Origin of the sequence: Burkholderia sp. Se-20373, from assembly GCF_017104705.1 — a bacterium.
Taxonomy (GTDB): domain Bacteria; phylum Pseudomonadota; class Gammaproteobacteria; order Burkholderiales; family Burkholderiaceae; genus Burkholderia.
The window spans coordinates 1-17,485 of record NZ_JAAGPH010000090.1; the positions used below are offsets into that span (position 1 = coordinate 1).

The following is a 17,485-nucleotide window of genomic DNA, read 5'->3' on the forward strand; positions in this document are numbered from 1 at the left end:
GCTCGCGGTGTCCGGCGGCACGAGCCCGCGCCCGTTCCTGCACACGCTGTCGCACACGGCGCTCGACTGGGCCGGCGTCGACGTGACGCTGGTCGACGACCGCTGGGTGCCGGAGGACGATGCGGCCAGCAACGCGCACCTCGTGCGCGACACGCTGCTGCAGCACGCCGCCGCCCCTGCCCGCTTCCTGCCGCTCGTCGACACGCGCGCCGCGCTCGACGCGCACGTCGCCGCGCTGAACGCGAACGCCGACTACCGCGTGCCGAGCGTCGCGGTGCTCGGCATGGGCGAGGACGGCCATACCGCGTCGATCTTCGCCGATGCGCCCGAATGGGATCACGCGATCACGACGCCCGAGCGTTTCGTCGCCGTCCATCCCGGCGCCGCGCCGCATGCGCGCGTGAGCTTCTCGCTCGATGCGCTCAAGCGCGTCGACCGGCTGTTCCTGCTGATCGCGGGCGAACGCAAACGCGCGGTGCTCGACGCCGCGGCCGCGTCGCTGCAGAAGAACGCGATTTCCCAACTGGCCAACGACAAGGGGACCCAGCTCGATGTCTACTGGTGCGCAAAGTAAGGCGGTCGTCGCGGGTCAGCATGCCGACGGCCCGCGCCTGCTCGCGGACGTCGGCGGCACCAACGCGCGCTTCGCGCTGGAAACCGGCCCGGGCGAGATCACACAGATTCGCGTCTATCCCGGCGCCGACTATCCGACGATCACCGACGCGATCCGCAAGTATCTGAAGGATGTGAAGATCAGCCGCGTGAATCACGCGGCGATCGCGATCGCGAACCCGGTCGACGGCGACCAGGTCACGATGACCAACCACGACTGGAGCTTCTCGATCGAGGCGACGCGCCGCGCGCTCGGCTTCGACACGCTGCTCGTCGTCAACGATTTCACCGCGCTCGCGATGGCGCTGCCGGGGCTGACCGATGCGCAACGCGTGCAGGTCGGCGGCGGCGCGCGCCGCCAGAACAGCGTGATCGGGCTGCTCGGACCCGGCACCGGGCTCGGCGTGTCGGGGCTGATCCCTGCTGACGACCGCTGGATCGCGCTCGGCAGCGAAGGCGGCCATGCATCGTTCGCGCCGCAGGACGAGCGCGAGGACCTGGTGCTGCAGTACGCGCGCAAGAAGTTTCCGCACGTGTCGTTCGAGCGCGTGTGCGCGGGCCCCGGCATGGAGATCATCTATCGCGCGCTCGCCGCGCGCGACAAGAAGCGCGTGGCCGCGACCGTCGACACGGTCGAGATCGTCGAGCGCGCGCATGCGGGCGACGCACTCGCGCTCGAGACGGTCGAATGCTTCTGCGGGATTCTCGGCGCGTTCGCGGGCAGCGTCGCGCTGACGCTCGGTGCGCTCGGCGGCGTGTACATCGGCGGCGGTGTCGCGCTGAAGCTCGGCGAACTGTTCACGCGCTCGTCGTTCCGCGCGCGCTTCGAGGCGAAAGGCCGCTTCACGCACTACCTCGAGAACATCCCGACCTACCTGATCACCGCCGAATACCCGGCGTTCCTCGGCGTATCGGCGATCCTCGCGGAGCAACTGTCGAACCGCTCGGGCGGCGCGTCGTCGGCCGTGTTCGAACGGATCCGCCAGATGCGCGACGCGCTGACGCCGGCCGAGCGCCGCGTCGCCGATCTCGCGCTGAACCATCCGCGTTCGATCATCAACGATCCGATCGTCGACATCGCGCGCAAGGCCGACGTGAGCCAGCCGACCGTGATCCGTTTCTGCCGCTCGCTCGGCTGCCAGGGGCTGTCCGACTTCAAGCTGAAGCTCGCCACCGGCCTCACCGGCACGATCCCGATGAGCCACAGCCAGGTGCATCTCGGCGACACGGCCACCGACTTCGGCGCGAAGGTGCTCGACAACACGGTGTCGGCGATCCTCCAGTTGCGCGAGCACCTGAATTTCGAGCATGTCGAGAACGCGATCGAGATCCTGAACGGCGCGCGGCGCATCGAGTTCTACGGGCTCGGCAACTCGAACATCGTCGCGCAGGACGCGCATTACAAGTTCTTCCGCTTCGGGATCCCGACGATCGCGTACGGCGACCTGTACATGCAGGCCGCATCGGCCGCGCTGCTCGGCAAAGGCGACGTGATCGTCGCGGTGTCGAAGTCGGGGCGCGCGCCCGAACTGCTGCGCGTGCTCGACGTCGCGATGCAGGCCGGCGCGAAGGTGATCGCGATCACGTCGAGCAACACGCCGCTCGCGAAGCGCGCGACCGTCGCGCTCGAAACCGACCACATCGAGATGCGCGAGTCGCAGTTGTCGATGATCTCGCGGATCCTGCATCTGCTGATGATCGACATCCTCGCGGTCGGCGTCGCGATCCGCCGTGCGTCGACGAACGGCGAACTGCCCGAGGCCGTCGCGCAGGCGAGGGCACGCGCGAGCGACGACGAAACGGCCGACGTGCTCGACTGGCTGAGCCACGGCGCGTCGCCGGCGGCGAAGGACGTCGCGCGGGATTGACACGGTGCGGCGGCAGCCGCTTCCCGCGTTCGAAACGAAAACGCCACCGGCGCAGCGCGCGCGGTGGCGTTTTTCATGCTGCCGTCAGGCCGCGGATCAGGCGCCCGCCTTGACGGGCCGTCCGTGCCAGCGCAGCACGAGGTAGCGGCCGGCGAAACACAGCACGCCCGAAACGCCGATCGTCACGCCCATCGCGAACGGCGTGCCGTCCGCGAGTGCGCCGATCGCGACGCTCGCGAGCGCGCCGAGCGCCAGCTGCATCGCGCCGAACACGGCCGCCGACGCGCCCGCGTTGTGCGGATAGCGATGCATGAGGTCGGTCGTGCAGTTCGCCGACAGGATCCCGACCACGCCGACGACGAAGAACAGGCACACGACGATCGACCACAACCCGCCCCACCCCGTCAGCGCGACGAGCGCGACCGCGAGCGACGCGATACAGCTCACGAGCGACGCGGCCGCGATGATGCGCAGCGAGCCGAGGCGGCCGACGAGCCGCGTGTTCGCGAAGTTGCCGATCATGATGCCGACGACGTTCAGGCCGAACAGCAGCCCGTAGTGCTGCGGCGACACGTGGAAATACTCGATGTACACGAACGGCGTGGCGGTGATGTACGAGAACATCGACGCGAACGCCATCCCGCCGCACAGCATGTGCCCCCAGGCGACGGGATCGGACAGGATGCGCCCGTACGACGCGAACGACGCGAGCACGGCCGCGCTCTTGCGCCGCTCCTTCGGCCAGGTTTCGGGCACGCGCAGGTACGCGGTCGCCGCGCACACCGCGCCGAACACGGCCAGCACGACGAACACGCCGCGCCAGCCGGAGAAGCGCAGGATCTGCCCGCCGATCAGCGGCGCGAGCAGCGGCCCGACCGCGGTGACGATCGCCACCATCGACAGCACCTTCGCCGCGTCGGTCGGCTCGTGCGCGTCGCGGGCGATCGCACGCGACAGCACCGACGCCGCGCCGGCGCCGAGCGCCTGCAGGAAGCGCACGAGGATCAGCATGTCGATCGACGTCGACACGAAGCAGCCGATGCTCGCGAGCGTGAACAGCGCGATGCCGCCGAGCAGCACGGGGCGGCGGCCCCACGTGTCGGACAGCGGGCCGTACAGCAGCATGCCGATCGAGAAGCCGGCCATGAAGCTCGTCAGCGTGCGCTGCGCGGCGCCGGCGCTGACGGAGAAGCCGTCGGCGATCGACGGCAGGCTCGGCAGGTACATGTCGGTAGCGATCGGCCCGCAGGCGGCGAGCGCGCCGAGCAACAGGATCAGCCGGGCATCGGGCCGGCGTCGGATGACGTGAGACATGGGTATCCGGAATGGAGCCCGCGCGTATCGGCGCGCGCGTGGCGGTGAAGACGGGAGGCCGCGCCGCGAACGGCACGCCCAGGCCCATGATTGTACGCGCAACTTTTTTACGTGCAGGCGGCCGAGTGCGCTGCGTGCCTGAAAGGCTCTGCACGGTACCCGCCGCGCGGGATCGAGCGCCGGATTCGATTAAGCTTGCAGCACCTCCCCCTTCTTGTCTGACCAATACAGCGCACGACCGAACCGATGACCGCTTTCCTGCTGATCTGGAGCCCCAAGAAATGGCCGTGGCCCGAACTGCCCGACATCGCCGCGCGCGTGAAGGCCGGCGAGGCCGTGCATGACGTGTGGGGCTGCGGCTTCGCGCGCGGCATCCTGCCGGGCGACCGCGTGTTCCTGCATCGCGTCGCGAAGGAGCCCAAGGGCGTGTTCGGCTCCGGCTACGTGACGCGCGCGCCGTACGAGGTGCCCGATCCGTCGACGAAGCGCGGCTACCGGCTGTGCATCGACTTCGTGTACGACTGGCTGGTCGACGCGCACCAGGACGTCGTGATCGCGCGCGACGCGCTGCGCGTCCATCCGTATTCGGTGCAGACCTGGGATGCGCAAAGCTCCGGCACGGTGATCAAGCCGATGGTCGAAGGCCCGCTCGAGAAGCGCTGGGTCGAGCTGACCGGCAAACGCAAGCCGCCGCCGTTGCCGTTGCCGGATCGATAACGGGGCTGAATCACCCGCGCTTCGTCCCGGCCCGCGCGATCCCTCGCGCGCCGATACGCCGCAGACCGCGCCGCGGGCCCGCCGCGCGCGTCTCCGGTACAATCGGACGATCGTTCCGCCCAGGCGCCGCGGCCCGTGCACAGGCCCCCGCGCCCTTCTCTCGCAGGTTTCGTCCATGTCCAACAATCAGATCCTCTTCGAACGCGCCCAGAAGACCATTCCCGGCGGCGTCAACTCGCCGGTGCGCGCATTCCGTTCGGTCGGCGGCACGCCGCGCTTCGTCGCACGCGCGCAAGGCCCGTATTTCTGGGATGCCGACGGCAAGCAGTACATCGACTACATCGGCTCGTGGGGCCCGATGATCGTCGGCCACGTCCATCCGGAAGTGCTGTCGGCCGTGCAGAACGTGCTCGCCGACGGCTTCTCGTTCGGCGCGCCGACCGAAGCGGAGATCGAGATCGCCGAGGAAATCTGCAAGCTCGTGCCGTCGATCGAGCAGGTGCGGATGGTGTCGAGCGGCACCGAGGCCACGATGAGCGCGCTGCGTCTCGCGCGCGGCTTCACTGGCCGCAGCCGCATCGTCAAGTTCGAGGGCTGCTACCACGGCCACGCGGACAGCCTGCTCGTGAAGGCCGGCTCGGGCCTGCTGACGTTCGGCAACCCGACGTCGGCCGGCGTGCCCGCCGACATTGCCAAGCACACGACCGTCCTCGAATACAACAACGTCGCCGCGCTCGAAGAAGCGTTCGGCGCGTTCGGCGACGAGATCGCCGCCGTGATCGTCGAACCGGTCGCGGGCAACATGAACCTCGTGCGCGGCACGCCGGAATTCCTGAACGCGCTGCGCGCGCTGTGCACGAAGCACGGCGCCGTGCTGATCTTCGACGAGGTGATGTGCGGGTTCCGCGTCGCGCTCGGCGGCGCGCAGGCCCACTACGGGATCACGGCCGACCTCACCTGCCTCGGCAAGGTGATCGGCGGCGGGATGCCGGCTGCCGCGTTCGGCGGCCGCCGCGACATCATGGCTCACCTCGCGCCGCTCGGCGGCGTCTATCAGGCCGGCACGCTGTCGGGCAACCCGATCGCGGTCGCCGCGGGCCTGAAGACGCTGCAATTGATCCAGGCGCCCGGCTTCTACGATGCGCTCACCGCGCAGACCAAGCGTCTCGCCGACGGCCTCGCGGCCGAAGCGCGTGCGGCCGGCGTGCCGTTCGCGGCCGACTCGATCGGCGCGATGTTCGGCCTCTACTTCGCCGAACGTGTGCCGACCAGCTTCGCCGAAGTGACGAAGAGCGACACCGAGCGCTTCAACCGCTTCTTCCACCTGATGCTCGACGAAGGCGTGTACTTCGCGCCGTCGGCGTATGAAGCCGGCTTCGTGTCGAGCACGCACGACGACGCGGTGATCGACGCGACGCTCGCGGCCGCGCGCCGCGCATTCGCGGCACTCGCTGCCTGACCCGGGTCCGCGCGCATGTTCTCGGATATCGATTTCGCCCACATGCAGCGCGCGCTCGCGCTCGCCGCGCGCGGCATGTATACGACGGCGCCGAACCCGCGTGTCGGCTGCGTGATCGTCAAGGACGGCGACGTGATCGGCGAAGGCTTCACGCAGCCGGCCGGCCAGGATCACGCGGAAGTGCAGGCGCTGAAAGATGCCCGCGCACGCGGCTACGACGTCGCGGGCTCGACCGTCTACGTGACGCTCGAGCCGTGCAGCCACTTCGGCCGCACGCCGCCGTGCGCGAACGCGCTGATCGAAGCGCGCGTCGCGAAAGTGGTCGCCGCGATGGAAGACCCGAACCCGCAGGTGTCGGGGCGCGGCCTCGGCATGCTGCGCGACGCGGGCATCGACGTGCGCTGCGGGCTGCTCGCGCACGAAGCGGGTGAACTGAACGTCGGCTTCGTGTCGCGAATGACGCGCGGCCGCCCGTGGGTGCGGATGAAGACCGCCGCGTCGCTCGACGGCCGCACCGCGCTGCCGTCCGGCGAAAGCCAGTGGATCACCGGCGAGGCCGCGCGCCTCGACGGGCACGCATGGCGTGCGCGCGCCTGCGCGATCCTCACCGGCATCGGTACCGTGCGTGAAGACAACCCGCTGCTGACCGTGCGCGGCATCGACACGCCGCGCCAGCCGCAGCGCATCCTCGTGGACAGCCGCCTCGACCTGCCGCTCGACGCGCGGCTGCTCGAAGGCGCGCCGCTGCTGATCTTCTGCGGCCGGCTCGACGCCGCCGGCGAAGTACGCGCGAACGTGCTGAAGTCCCGTGGCGCGGAAATCGTGCCGATCGCGAATGCGCAAGGCAAGGTCGACCTGCCCGCGATGCTGGCGGCGCTCGGCGCGCGCGGCGTCAACGAGCTGCACGTCGAGGCCGGTCACAAGCTGAACGGCTCGCTGCTGCGCGAGCAGTGCGTCGACGAATTGCTCGTCTACCTCGCGCCGAGCCTGCTGGGCGCCGATGCGGCCGGCATGTTCGACCTCGCCGCGCCAGCGAACCTCGACGCGCGTACGCGGCTGTCGTTCCACGGGTTCGAGCGGGTCGGCGACGATCTGCGGATCCTCGCGCGTTTCGCGCCGGCCGAAGCCGCGCACTGAACGGGATCGATCACGGTCGACGGCGTAAGCCTGACCGTCAGCACGATCGACGATCGCGCGGGCGGCTGCGCGTTCTCGATCAGCCTGCCCCCCATCCCATTTCGCGCCGCGCGTCGCCGGCGAAGCCCCGACGCGTGCGCTCGTCGCGCGCCCACCTGCCCCGACAGCTGGCCGAATGGCCAACGACGCGCACGGGTCATGCCGCTGCGCTAAGATGCGTCGACAGCGGTTCAGGCGCCGCAACGCACGGCGCGGCCGCGTATTGGTCACCCTCTTCCTCAAGGAGTCGTCCCCATGTCCATTTCGATGTATCAGGCCTCGGTGCCTGTCCTGATCCGTGGCCTGACCAATCTTCAGCACATTCTCGGCAAGGCGCAGGCCCATGCGGCCGAGAAGCAGATTGATCCGTCGGTGTTCGTCGGCGCCCGCCTGTACCCGGACATGCTGCCGCTCGTCCGCCAGGTCTACATCGCGACCGACACGGCCAAGGGCTGCGCCGCGCGCCTCGCCGATGTCGAAATCCCGAGCTACCCGGACGTCGAGCAGACCTTCGACGAACTGCACGCCCGCATCCAGAAGACGATCGACTACCTGAAAAGCTTCGACGCCGCGCAGATCGACGGCAGCGAGGCGCGCCAGATCGTGCTGAAGATGCGCGTCGGCCCGATCGAGTTCACCGGCCAGTCGTACCTGCTGAACTTCGTGCTGCCCAATTTCTTCTTCCACGTGACGACCGCGTACGACATCCTGCGCCACAGCGGCGTCGAGCTCGGCAAGCTCGACTACCTGGGCGGGCGCGACCAGCACGCGTGACGCGCGGCCGCCCCGCCAGGCCTGCCGCGCAGGCCGGCCGCAGCGCTTTCCGGAGCGCTCGCCGGGCGCGCGCGGCCCACGCCAGCCGAAACGTCGTCCGGCTGGCGTAAAATACGCACTTTCCTCTTTCACGCCCCCTTATGACGCTCGCCTCCACGCTCGACATCATCGCCGAGCTGAAAGCCGGCCGGATGGTGATCCTGGTCGACGAAGAAGACCGCGAAAACGAGGGCGACCTCGTGATCGCCGCCGAATTCGTCACGCCGGAAGCGATCAACTTCATGGCCAAGTACGGCCGCGGCCTGGTTTGTCTGACGTTGACGCAGGAACGCTGCAAGCAGCTGCACCTGCCGCTGATGACCTACCGCAACGGCACGCAGTACGGCACCGCGTTCACGGTCAGCATCGAAGCGGCCGAAGGCGTGACGACCGGCATCTCGGCCGCCGACCGTGCGCACACGATCGCCACGGCGGTCGCGCATGACGTGCGCCCCGAGCACATCGTGCAGCCGGGCCACGTGTTCCCGATCATGGCGCAGCCGGGCGGCGTGCTCGTGCGCGCGGGCCACACCGAGGCCGGTTGCGACTTCACCGCGCTGGCGGGCCTCACGCCGGCCGCGGTGATCTGCGAAATCATCAAGGACGACGGCACGATGGCGCGCCTGCCCGACCTGATCGAGTTCGCGCAGGAACACAACCTGAAGATCGGCACGATCGCCGACCTGATCCAGTACCGCAGCCGCACCGAATCGATCATCGAGCGGATCGCCGAGCGCACGATGCAGACCGCGCACGGCACGTTCCGCGCGGTGCTGTACCGCGACCAGCCGAGCGGCTCGCCGCACATCGCGCTGGTGCGCGGCACGCCGTCGCCGGACGTCGATACGCCGGTGCGCGTGCACGAGCCGCTGTCGGTGCTCGACCTGCTCGAGACGGGCGTGTCGACGCACTCGTGGACGCTCGACGCCGCGATGCGCGAGATCGCGGAGCGCGACCTCGGCGTGATCGTGCTGCTCAACTGCGGCGACACGAAGGAACACCTGATCGACGTCTTCAAGGCGTTCGACGAGGAAGAAAAGGCCGCTGTGCTCAAGCGCCGGCCGGTTGATTTCAAGACGTTCGGCATCGGCGCGCAGATCCTGCGCGATGTCGGGGTCAGCAAGATGCAGGTGCTGTCGAATCCGCGCAAGCTGGGCAGCATGTCCGGCTACGGCCTGGAAGTCACGGGCTTCATTCCGATGCCCGGCGGCGAAGCCAAGTCCTGCCCGGCGTCCAACGCGTAACCCGCCACGGCGCTTTCGCCCTATAACCGTTCATCCACACCACGGACAAGATCATGGAAATCGGACAATACCAACCGAATCTCGAAGGCGACGGCCTGCGTATCGGCATCGTGCAATCGCGCTTCAACGAGCCCGTGTGCAACGGCCTCGCCGACGCGTGCGTCGAGGAACTGGAACGCCTCGGCGTCACCGGTGAAGACGTGCTGCTCGTGTCGGTGCCCGGCGCGCTGGAAATCCCGCTCGCGCTGCAGAAGCTCGCGGAAAGCGGCCAGTTCGACGCGCTGATCGCGCTCGGCGCGGTGATCCGCGGCGAGACCTACCACTTCGAACTCGTGTCGAACGAGAGCGGCGCGGGCATCACCCGCATCGGCCTCGACTTCAACCTGCCCATCGCGAACGCGGTCCTGACCACCGAAAATGACGAGCAGGCCGTCGCGCGCATGACCGAAAAGGGTCGTGACGCCGCACGCGTCGCCGTCGAGATGGCCAACCTGACGATGGCCCTCGACCAGCTCGGCGATGACGACGAGGACGAAGAAGAGGAAGACGACGAAGAGGAGCGCGCATGAAGAAGAGCGCCCGCCGACAATCGCGCGAGCTGGCGACGCAGGGGCTGTACCAGTGGCTGCTGTCGAACGCATCCTCCGGCGAGATCGACGCGCAACTGCGCGGCGCGCTCGGATACGACAAGGCCGACAAGGAGCTGCTCGACGCGATCCTGCACGGCGTGATCCGCGAGCACGCCACGCTCGTCGAAGCGCTGACGCCGTCGCTCGACCGCCCGATCGACCAGTTGTCGCCCGTCGAACGCGCCGTGCTGCTGATCGCCACGTTCGAACTCACGCACCACGTCGAAACGCCGTATCGCGTGATCATCAACGAAGCTGTCGAACTCGCGAAGACGTTCGGCGGCTCCGACGGCTACAAGTACGTGAACGGCGTGCTCGACAAGCTCGCCGCGAAGCTGCGCCCCGCCGAAACGCAGGCGCGCCGCAACGGCTGAACCCGTTGGTCCGGAACGGGCGCGCATGCGCCCGTTTTTTCTTTTGCCCCGCCCCCCTCGCCCTGCCCGCCCGATGAATACCGCCACCGATTCGCTCGTCAGACTCGCCGCACGCGTCGACGCGATCCAGCCTTTCTACGTGATGGAACTGATGAAGGAGGCACAGCGTCTCGAGTCCTCCGGGCGCGATGTTATCCACATGGGCATCGGCGAGCCGGATTTCACTGCGCCGGAGCCGGTCGTCGAAGCGGCCGCGGCCGCGCTGCGCCGTGGCGTCACCCAGTATACGAGCGCGCTCGGCATCGCACCGCTGCGCGAGGCGATCGCCGCGCACTATGCACGCGCGTACGGCCTCACGATCAGTCCGGAACGGATCGTCGTGACGGCCGGCGCGTCGGCCGCGCTGCTGCTCGCGTGCCTCGCGCTCGTCGGGCGTGACGACGAGGTGCTGATGCCCGACCCGTCGTATCCGTGCAACCGGCACTTCGTCGCCGCGGCCGAAGGCCGCGCGGTGCTCGTGCCGAGCGGCCCGGATGCGCGCTTCCAGCTCACCGAGGACGACGTCCGCACACGCTGGGGCGACCGAACGCGCGGCGTGCTGCTCGCGTCGCCGTCGAACCCGACCGGCACGTCGCTCGAGCCGGACGAGCTGAAACGGATCGTCGAAGCCGTGCGCGCACGCGGCGGCTTCACGATCGTCGACGAGATCTACCAGGGGCTCAGCTACGACGCAGCGCCCGTGTCGGCGCTGTCGTTCGGCGACGACGTCGTCACCGTGAACAGCTTCTCCAAGTATTTCAGCATGACGGGCTGGCGGCTCGGCTGGCTGGTGGTGCCGCCCGCGCTGGTCGGCACGTTCGAGAAGCTGGCGCAGAACCTGTTCATCTGCCCGTCCGCGCTCGCGCAGCACGCGGCGCTCGCGTGCTTCGAGCCGGCCGCGCTCGACATCTACGAAGCGCGCCGGCTCGAATTCAAGCGCCGCCGCGATTTCATCGCACCGGCGCTCGAACGGCTCGGCTTCACGGTGCCCGTGATGCCGGACGGCGCGTTCTACGTGTATGCGCACTGCGGCGGCGTCGCCCACCCGGCGGCCGGCGACAGCGCCGCGCTCACGACGGCGATGCTGCACGACGCGGGCGTCGTGCTGGTGCCCGGCATGGACTTCGGCGTCCATGCGCCGCGTGACTATATCCGCCTGTCCTATGCGACGGCCTACTCGCGGCTCGAGGAAGCGGTCGATCGGCTCGCGACGCTGTTCCGGCAGCACTGACACGCGGCCGGTGCCGCGGCCATTCCGCACCCCGCAAAAGCAAAAAGGCACCCGATCCGGGTGCCTTTTTCATGTCCTGCTGGCTGGAGCCGTGCGCAAGTTATGCGCCAAGCTCCGGACGATCGCCGTGCGACTGCTTCGCGGTATCGACGCTCGCGTCGTCCTGCGACGTGGCTTCCTTCGATGCCGCCGACTTCGCCGACGTCTCGAGCGTCGCATGCACGCGCTTCGCGCCGCCTGCGGCTGCCGTCACGGCGGCCGCCGTGACGATCGGCTTCGCCGGCGCCTGCGGCGCATTGACCGGCACGCTACGACCCCGCGCGACGTCACGCAGGCGACCGCGCTCGGCCATCACCTTCGAACCGTAGCCGTTGTCGTCGGGGTTCGTCGAGCCGTTGTACAGGCGCAGGCCGTTCGCAAGCGAGCCGCCGCGTGCGATGCAGTCCTTCAGCACGAGCGCGCCGACCTGGAGGTTCGCGAGCGGCTGCAGTGCGGTATCGGTGCCGCCGAAATACTCGAACTTGTCGGAATGGACCTTCGACATGACCTGCATCAGGCCCTTCGCGCCGACGCCGCTTTCGGCGTACGGGTTGAAGCCCGATTCGATCGCCATCACGGACAGCAGCAGCAGCGGATCGAGGCCGACGTCACGGCCGGTCTGGAACGCAGCCTTGACGAGCTGGCCAAGCGGCTCCTGCGCGACGCGGTAACGGCGCGACAGGTAGGTCGCGACGAGTGCCTGTTCGCGATTCGATGCGAGCGCACGGTCGTCACGCGCATCGGCCGCCACGCGCTGGGTCGGGATCAGCTTCGCCAGCGCGACGGGCGACGGGCCGTTGCGGGCCGGATCGGACGCATCGCCCTGCGCGGCGGCGGCTTCCGGTGCGACGTCGAGGCCAACCGCAAGTGCGTCCGTCTCGGGGCTGTTCTCTTCCTGCTGCGGCTGCGCGCCGGCGGGCGCGAAGTTCGGCAGCGGGTGGCCGGTCAGCAGACGGGCCGGGCCGGCTTGCACGGCGGCGGATACGACCGGCATCAGCTTCGCGGCGAGCGTGCCGCGGACGGTTGGCAGCAGCCACAGTGCAAGCGCAACTGCGACGGCGAGACAGCCGACAACGCTGAATAGATGGTGACTGACACGCGTCCCGCGACGCAGCATGCTGCGCACGAATTGCGCATGCTGCTCACTAGGACGCCACGATAACCAAGCGTTCATTCAGATCATCTCCCATGAACATGACTCGTGCGGCTCGCTCAGCTCGATGGCGAGACAGGTAACGCGCCGCGGAATCACGACGCCGCACGCTTTGGTTGGGGCGTGCAGACATCGGGGAAACGGTATAAGTACCGTTCGAGGCCACGGTGTAAGAGGGCCGGCACCTTCGCACATTGGGCGAGGCGGGCATACGCGGTGGCACCCACGCAAAAAACCAGCGTCTGGTGGCGCTGGCCGGGACTACGACTAAGGCCGTCGGATACGCCGTGCAGGATTCGGCGGACGGTGACGCGCTGCGTCAAAGATCGGTGATTGGCGGCTCGAAGCCTTTTACCCTGCAGCCAATGTGAGCGGATTCTAGCAGGGTTTTATAGATCGTCAACACTATAAAACATTGAAATCATAACAAAAAGTAATTTACCGGCACGCTTCAGAACGCAATCCCCGTGCCGTAGGGGGTTTGCGCGCGGTCGACTTTTTTCTCCGCCGGGCGGGCATGCGGCCGCGCGGGTAAAATCGTCGGTCGATTCGGGGTCGCAGCCGGCCGCTGCGCCCACCCATCGCTGCCCGCCTGGCGGGTGGCCCGGACCATCTTCATGAAATACAAAGACTTACGCGATTTCATTCAGCGCCTCGAGGCGCTCGGCGAACTGCGGCGCGTCACGCAGCCCGTGTCGCCCGTGCTCGAAATGACCGAGCTGTGCGACCGCGTGCTGCGCGCCGGCGGCCCTGCGCTGCTGTTCAACGCGCCGACCGGCTACGACTTCCCCGTGCTCGGCAACCTGTTCGGCACGCCGCGCCGCGTCGCGCTCGGCATGGGCGTCGATGCGGGCGACGACGCCGCGCTCGATTCGCTGCGCGATCTCGGGCGCCTGCTGTCCGCGTTGAAGGAACCCGATCCGCCGAAGAGCCTGAAGGACGCCGGCAAGCTGCTGTCGCTCGCGAAGGCCGTGTGGGACATGGCGCCGAAATCGGTGTCGTCGCCGCCGTGCCAGGAGATCGTCTGGGAAGGCGCCGACGTCGACCTGAACCGGCTGCCGATCCAGACCTGCTGGCCCGGCGACGCCGGGCCGCTCGTCACGTGGGGCCTGACGGTCACGCGCGGGCCGAACAAGTCGCGGCAGAACCTCGGGATCTACCGTCAGCAACTGATCGGCCGTAACAAGCTGATCATGCGCTGGCTCGCGCATCGCGGCGGCGCGCTCGACTTCCGCGAATTCGCGCTGCAGAACCCCGGCAAGCCATATCCGGTCGCGGTCGTGCTCGGCGCCGATCCGGCCACGACGCTCGGCGCGGTGACGCCGGTGCCCGATTCGCTGTCCGAATACCAGTTCGCCGGCCTGCTGCGCGGCAGCCGCACGGAGCTCGCGAAGTGCCTGACGCCCGGCGTCGACACGCTGCAGGTGCCCGCACGCGCGGAGATCGTGCTCGAAGGCTTCATTTATCCGCAGGAAGGTACCCCTGCCCCGGCTCCGGCCGGCGCACCGCCGCGCCCGGCCGGCAATGCATCCGCCAAGTACGAGCACGCGCTCGAAGGCCCGTACGGCGACCACACCGGCTATTACAACGAGCAGGAGTGGTTCCCGGTGTTCACCGTCGAGCGCATCACGATGCGCCGCGACGCGATCTACCACTCGACCTACACGGGCAAGCCGCCTGACGAGCCGGCAGTGCTCGGCGTCGCGCTCAATGAGGTGTTCGTGCCGCTGCTGCAGAAGCAGTTCACCGAGATCACCGACTTCTACCTGCCGCCCGAAGGCTGCAGCTACCGGATGGCGATCGTCCAGATGAAGAAGAGCTACGCGGGCCACGCGAAGCGCGTGATGTTCGGCGTGTGGAGCTTCCTGCGGCAGTTCATGTATACGAAGTTCATCGTGGTCGTCGACGAGGACGTGAACATCCGCGACTGGAAGGAAGTGATCTGGGCGATCACGACGCGCGTCGACCCCGTGCGCGACACCGTGATGGTCGACAGCACGCCGATCGACTATCTCGATTTCGCGTCGCCGGTGGCCGGCCTCGGTTCGAAGATGGGCCTCGACGCGACCAACAAGTGGCCCGGCGAGACCAGCCGCGAATGGGGCCGCCCGATCGAAATGGATGCGGCCGTGAAGGCGCGCGTCGACCGGCTCTGGCAGGAGATCGGTCTCTGACGCCATGCGGCCGGCGCCTGCCGGCCCGTGGATTGCCATCGCGACAAGAACGACGAAGATGACCTTTCCGCCCGCCTCCATGCTGTCCGACGGCTTCTTTCTGTCGCTGTCGCTGTGCCTCGACATCGGCCTGGTCAATGTCGCGATGTTGTCGCTGACGCTGTCGCACGGCTTCCGGCCGGGCTTCTGGCTCGGCATCGGCTCGTGCGTCGGCGATCTCGTCTATGCGGCGCTCGCGCTCGCGGGAATGGCCGTGCTGCTGCAGTTCGAGCCGGTGCGCTGGATCGTGTGGATCGGCGGCGGCGCCGTGCTGCTGTTCCTCACGTGGAAGATGGCGCGTGAAGCGCTCACGCCGGCCAGGGCGGCCGGCGACGATGCCGAGGACACGCCGCCGCCGCGCGCCAGCGCGCGGCGCAGTTTCTTGCGCGGGATGCTGCTCGCGATGTCGTCGCCGAGCGCGATCCTGTGGTTCGCGGCGGTCGGCGGCGCGCTGATCGCGAAAGCCGGCGCGACCACGCCGGCCACCGCGTCGGTGTTCCTGTCGGGCTTTTTCCTCGGCGGCCTCGCGTGGACACTCTTCATGTGCACGCTCGCGAGCCAGGGCCGCAAGCGCGCGGGCACCGGGCTGATGCGCGCGTGTCATGTCGCGTCGGCGCTGCTGTTCGCGTATTTCTCGTACAGCGTGATCGTCGGCGGCTACCGCGATCTGATCGTGCACGCGGTGTAATCGGAGTCGGCCCGCGCGAGCCGCTCACCGAGGTCGAACGGCGGCTCCCCAGAAAAAACGGCGCAGCGCCCCTCGCGGGACGTTGCGCCGTTTTGCCACGCGCGGCCAGGCCGCGCGGCACGAATCAGCGACGCCAGTAGCCGTGATGGCCCCAGCCGCCGTAACCGTGACGCCAGTATGGACGGCCGTAGTAACCACCATAGCCGCCGACGACCACGGCGGGCGGCGGCGCATAGTAGGCCGGCGCCGGTGCGTAATAGACGGGCGGAGGCGGCGGCGCGTAGTACACGGGCGGCGGCGGTGCATAGACGGGATACGCGGGCGCGACCGGGATACCGATGCCGACCCCGATCGACACGTGAGCCTGCGCAACGCTTGCGGCACCCAGGCCCAGCGCGGCGGCGGCGATGAACGGAATGAGCTTTTTCACTTCGATTCTCCTGCTGGAGCGGTAATTTATGCGCCCCTGTCGGCAACGGCGGGCGTGCACGTCGCATGGAAGCAATGTAGCGAAAACCCGCCCCTCGCGTGTCGTGCATTTGTTGCAAATTGCAATTGCACGCGGGCAAGGCCGCCGTGCGGCATGGCTCGCGGCGCCTGCGGCGCCCCATGCCGGTCGCGCGATTCCGTCCGACGAGTCGGGTCGCAACATCATCGCCGGTCAGTCTTACCGGATACGGCGCACGCAGCGGGCACGCAACCGTAATGAACGATTACAAATTTGAGACAAGATGCCGACATTTCAAGCCGGATACGGGGGCGATATGTTTCGGGGTCGGGTTCGACGGTGTGCCGGGCGGTGCAACACTTGCCGATATAGCGCGCATACCGTTAAACCAGCCACGTGCCCGCATAGAAACTGCCCTTTCGCGGCCCGGCTGTCATTCCTGCGATACTGGCGGCTGCTTCGTTTTCGCTTACACCCGCCGCCATGTCCGTTCCCGACACACCCCGCCTCGGCTTTATCGGCGCCGGCCGTCTCGCGCGCTGCGTCGCGCAGCGCTTCGCGCAGGCCGGCTTTCCGGTCGTCGCGGTCGCGAGCCGTACGCCCGCGTCGGCGGCGGCGCTCGCCGCGCGCCTCGACGGCTGCCAGGCTGTCGACACCCCGCAGCAGGTTGCCGACGCCGCCGACCTGATCTTCCTGACCGTGCCTGACGACCACCTCGCGTCGGCCGCCGCGACGCTGCGCCTCGACGCGTCGCGCGCCGCGCAGCAGGCCGTCGTTCACTGCAGCGGCGCGTCGGCGGTCGCCCTGCTCGATCCGGCGAAGCGGCAAGGCGCAGCCACCGGCGGTTTCCATCCGCTATATCTGTTCGGCGGCACCGACGCCGACCTCGCCCGCATCGACGGCTGCTCGGTCACGATCGAAGCCGACGGCGCGTTGCACGCGACGCTGCTGCGACTTGCTGCCGCACTCGGCTGCCATCCGCTGTCGATTCCGGCCGGCGGCCGGATGCTCTATCACGCAGCCGCGCACTACGCGGCGAGCTTCGCGCTGTGCGGGCTGGCGGAAGCGGTCGAGCTGTGGCGCGGCCTCGGTTTCGACGAAGACGCCGCGCTGCGCGCGCTGCTGCCGATGCTGGCCGGCACGATCGAAACCGCGCGCGACAAGGGGCTCGCGAACGCGCTCTCCGGCCCGGTATCGCGCGGCGACACGGGCATCGTCGAACGCCAGTTGGCACTGCTTGAAACGCGCGGCGGCGATCATGCGACGCTGTACGCGCTGCTGACCCGCCGCGCGATCGCGCTCGCGGCGCAGCGCGCCACGCCGCCGGCATCGCTGCCGGCCCTCGCCGAAGCCGTCGAAACGTCGCTCGCGCGCACCGCCGCACACCCCTCCCCGTCGCAAGACGAGGCGTGATAATGTGTCGGCCGATGCGCCGCCATCCGGCGTTGGCGGCCGCACGCTACTGACT

The 17,485-nt window shown here is 68.7% G+C and carries 16 protein-coding genes and 1 pseudogene; 14 read left to right on the forward strand and 3 right to left on the reverse strand.

All coding sequences use genetic code 11. The features are described from left to right. A partial coding sequence (pgl, locus tag G3N96_RS25300) for a 6-phosphogluconolactonase (protein WP_206138878.1) occupies positions 1-574 on the forward strand: 574 nt, incomplete at its 5' end. Beyond that, the gene (locus tag G3N96_RS25305) at positions 552-2,480 is read left to right on the forward strand and encodes a bifunctional transcriptional regulator/glucokinase (RefSeq protein WP_089439434.1); all 1,929 of its coding nucleotides are present in this window, start codon (positions 552-554) and stop codon (positions 2,478-2,480) included. The genes pgl and G3N96_RS25305, both read left to right, overlap by 23 nt. 96 nt (positions 2,481-2,576) lie before the next feature. On the opposite strand, the gene G3N96_RS25310 is transcribed toward G3N96_RS25305, so the two are convergent. After that, positions 2,577-3,794, reverse strand: coding sequence for a Bcr/CflA family multidrug efflux MFS transporter (locus tag G3N96_RS25310; protein WP_124576693.1), 1,218 nt, complete (start codon positions 3,792-3,794; stop codon positions 2,577-2,579). A gap of 246 nt (positions 3,795-4,040) precedes the next feature. Between G3N96_RS25310 and G3N96_RS25315 the strand changes: the two genes are divergently transcribed. The 9 genes and pseudogenes from G3N96_RS25315 (at position 4,041) to G3N96_RS25350 (ending at position 11,476) form a co-directional block, all read left to right on the forward strand. After that, entirely contained in the window at positions 4,041-4,511 is a 471-nt protein-coding gene (locus G3N96_RS25315) for a hypothetical protein (RefSeq protein ID WP_206138879.1), read from the forward strand. Between the two features lie 175 nt (positions 4,512-4,686). Next, positions 4,687-5,970 (forward strand): glutamate-1-semialdehyde 2,1-aminomutase, encoded by a 1,284-nt coding sequence (gene hemL, locus G3N96_RS25320; RefSeq protein ID WP_124576691.1) that lies wholly within the window; start codon positions 4,687-4,689, stop codon positions 5,968-5,970. A 15-nt stretch (positions 5,971-5,985) separates the two neighbouring features. Continuing rightward, positions 5,986-7,107, forward strand: a complete 1,122-nt coding sequence (gene ribD, locus G3N96_RS25325) for a bifunctional diaminohydroxyphosphoribosylaminopyrimidine deaminase/5-amino-6-(5-phosphoribosylamino)uracil reductase RibD (RefSeq protein ID WP_206138880.1) — start codon at positions 5,986-5,988, stop codon at positions 7,105-7,107. A gap of 3 nt (positions 7,108-7,110) precedes the next feature. Then, positions 7,111-7,200: pseudogene (locus G3N96_RS39365) on the forward strand (riboflavin synthase); the annotation flags it as partial. A 201-nt stretch (positions 7,201-7,401) separates the two neighbouring features. Continuing rightward, positions 7,402-7,920, forward strand: coding sequence for a DUF1993 domain-containing protein (locus G3N96_RS25330; RefSeq protein ID WP_069247362.1), 519 nt, complete (start codon positions 7,402-7,404; stop codon positions 7,918-7,920). A 140-nt stretch (positions 7,921-8,060) separates the two neighbouring features. Then, positions 8,061-9,203 (forward strand): bifunctional 3,4-dihydroxy-2-butanone-4-phosphate synthase/GTP cyclohydrolase II, encoded by a 1,143-nt coding sequence (gene ribBA / locus G3N96_RS25335; protein WP_089439431.1) that lies wholly within the window; start codon positions 8,061-8,063, stop codon positions 9,201-9,203. Positions 9,204-9,256: 53 nt separating this feature from the next. Next, positions 9,257-9,772 carry a 6,7-dimethyl-8-ribityllumazine synthase gene (ribH, locus tag G3N96_RS25340; protein WP_039371042.1) on the forward strand — a complete coding sequence of 172 codons (516 nt, stop codon included), beginning with the start codon at positions 9,257-9,259 and terminating at the stop codon, positions 9,770-9,772. After that, positions 9,769-10,206, forward strand: coding sequence for a transcription antitermination factor NusB (gene nusB, locus G3N96_RS25345; protein WP_021157083.1), 438 nt, complete (start codon positions 9,769-9,771; stop codon positions 10,204-10,206). Before ribH ends, nusB begins: the two co-directional genes overlap by 4 nt. A 73-nt stretch (positions 10,207-10,279) precedes the next feature. Continuing rightward, complete coding sequence (locus G3N96_RS25350) at positions 10,280-11,476, forward strand: pyridoxal phosphate-dependent aminotransferase (RefSeq protein ID WP_124576689.1); 1,197 nt, start codon at positions 10,280-10,282, stop codon at positions 11,474-11,476. A gap of 100 nt (positions 11,477-11,576) precedes the next feature. Here the strand turns inward: G3N96_RS25350 and G3N96_RS25355 are convergent, their stop codons facing one another. Beyond that, positions 11,577-12,689, reverse strand: a complete 1,113-nt coding sequence (locus G3N96_RS25355) for a transglycosylase SLT domain-containing protein (RefSeq protein ID WP_124576688.1) — start codon at positions 12,687-12,689, stop codon at positions 11,577-11,579. Between the two features lie 596 nt (positions 12,690-13,285). Between G3N96_RS25355 and G3N96_RS25360 the strand changes: the two genes are divergently transcribed. Further along, on the forward strand, positions 13,286-14,842 hold the full coding sequence (locus G3N96_RS25360) for a UbiD family decarboxylase (RefSeq protein ID WP_089494263.1): 1,557 nt from the start codon (positions 13,286-13,288) through the stop codon (positions 14,840-14,842). Between the two features lie 58 nt (positions 14,843-14,900). Continuing rightward, positions 14,901-15,569 (forward strand): LysE family transporter, encoded by a 669-nt coding sequence (locus tag G3N96_RS25365; RefSeq protein ID WP_206138881.1) that lies wholly within the window; start codon positions 14,901-14,903, stop codon positions 15,567-15,569. A 124-nt stretch (positions 15,570-15,693) separates the two neighbouring features. Here G3N96_RS25365 and G3N96_RS25370 read toward each other — a convergent pair whose 3' ends face one another. Beyond that, positions 15,694-15,999, reverse strand: coding sequence for a hypothetical protein (locus tag G3N96_RS25370; RefSeq protein WP_043181688.1), 306 nt, complete (start codon positions 15,997-15,999; stop codon positions 15,694-15,696). Positions 16,000-16,500: 501 nt separating this feature from the next. Between G3N96_RS25370 and G3N96_RS25375 the strand changes: the two genes are divergently transcribed. Then, a complete protein-coding gene (locus tag G3N96_RS25375; protein WP_206138882.1) occupies positions 16,501-17,430 on the forward strand; it encodes a DUF2520 domain-containing protein in 930 nt (309 codons plus the stop codon). Positions 17,431-17,485 lie beyond the last annotated feature (55 nt).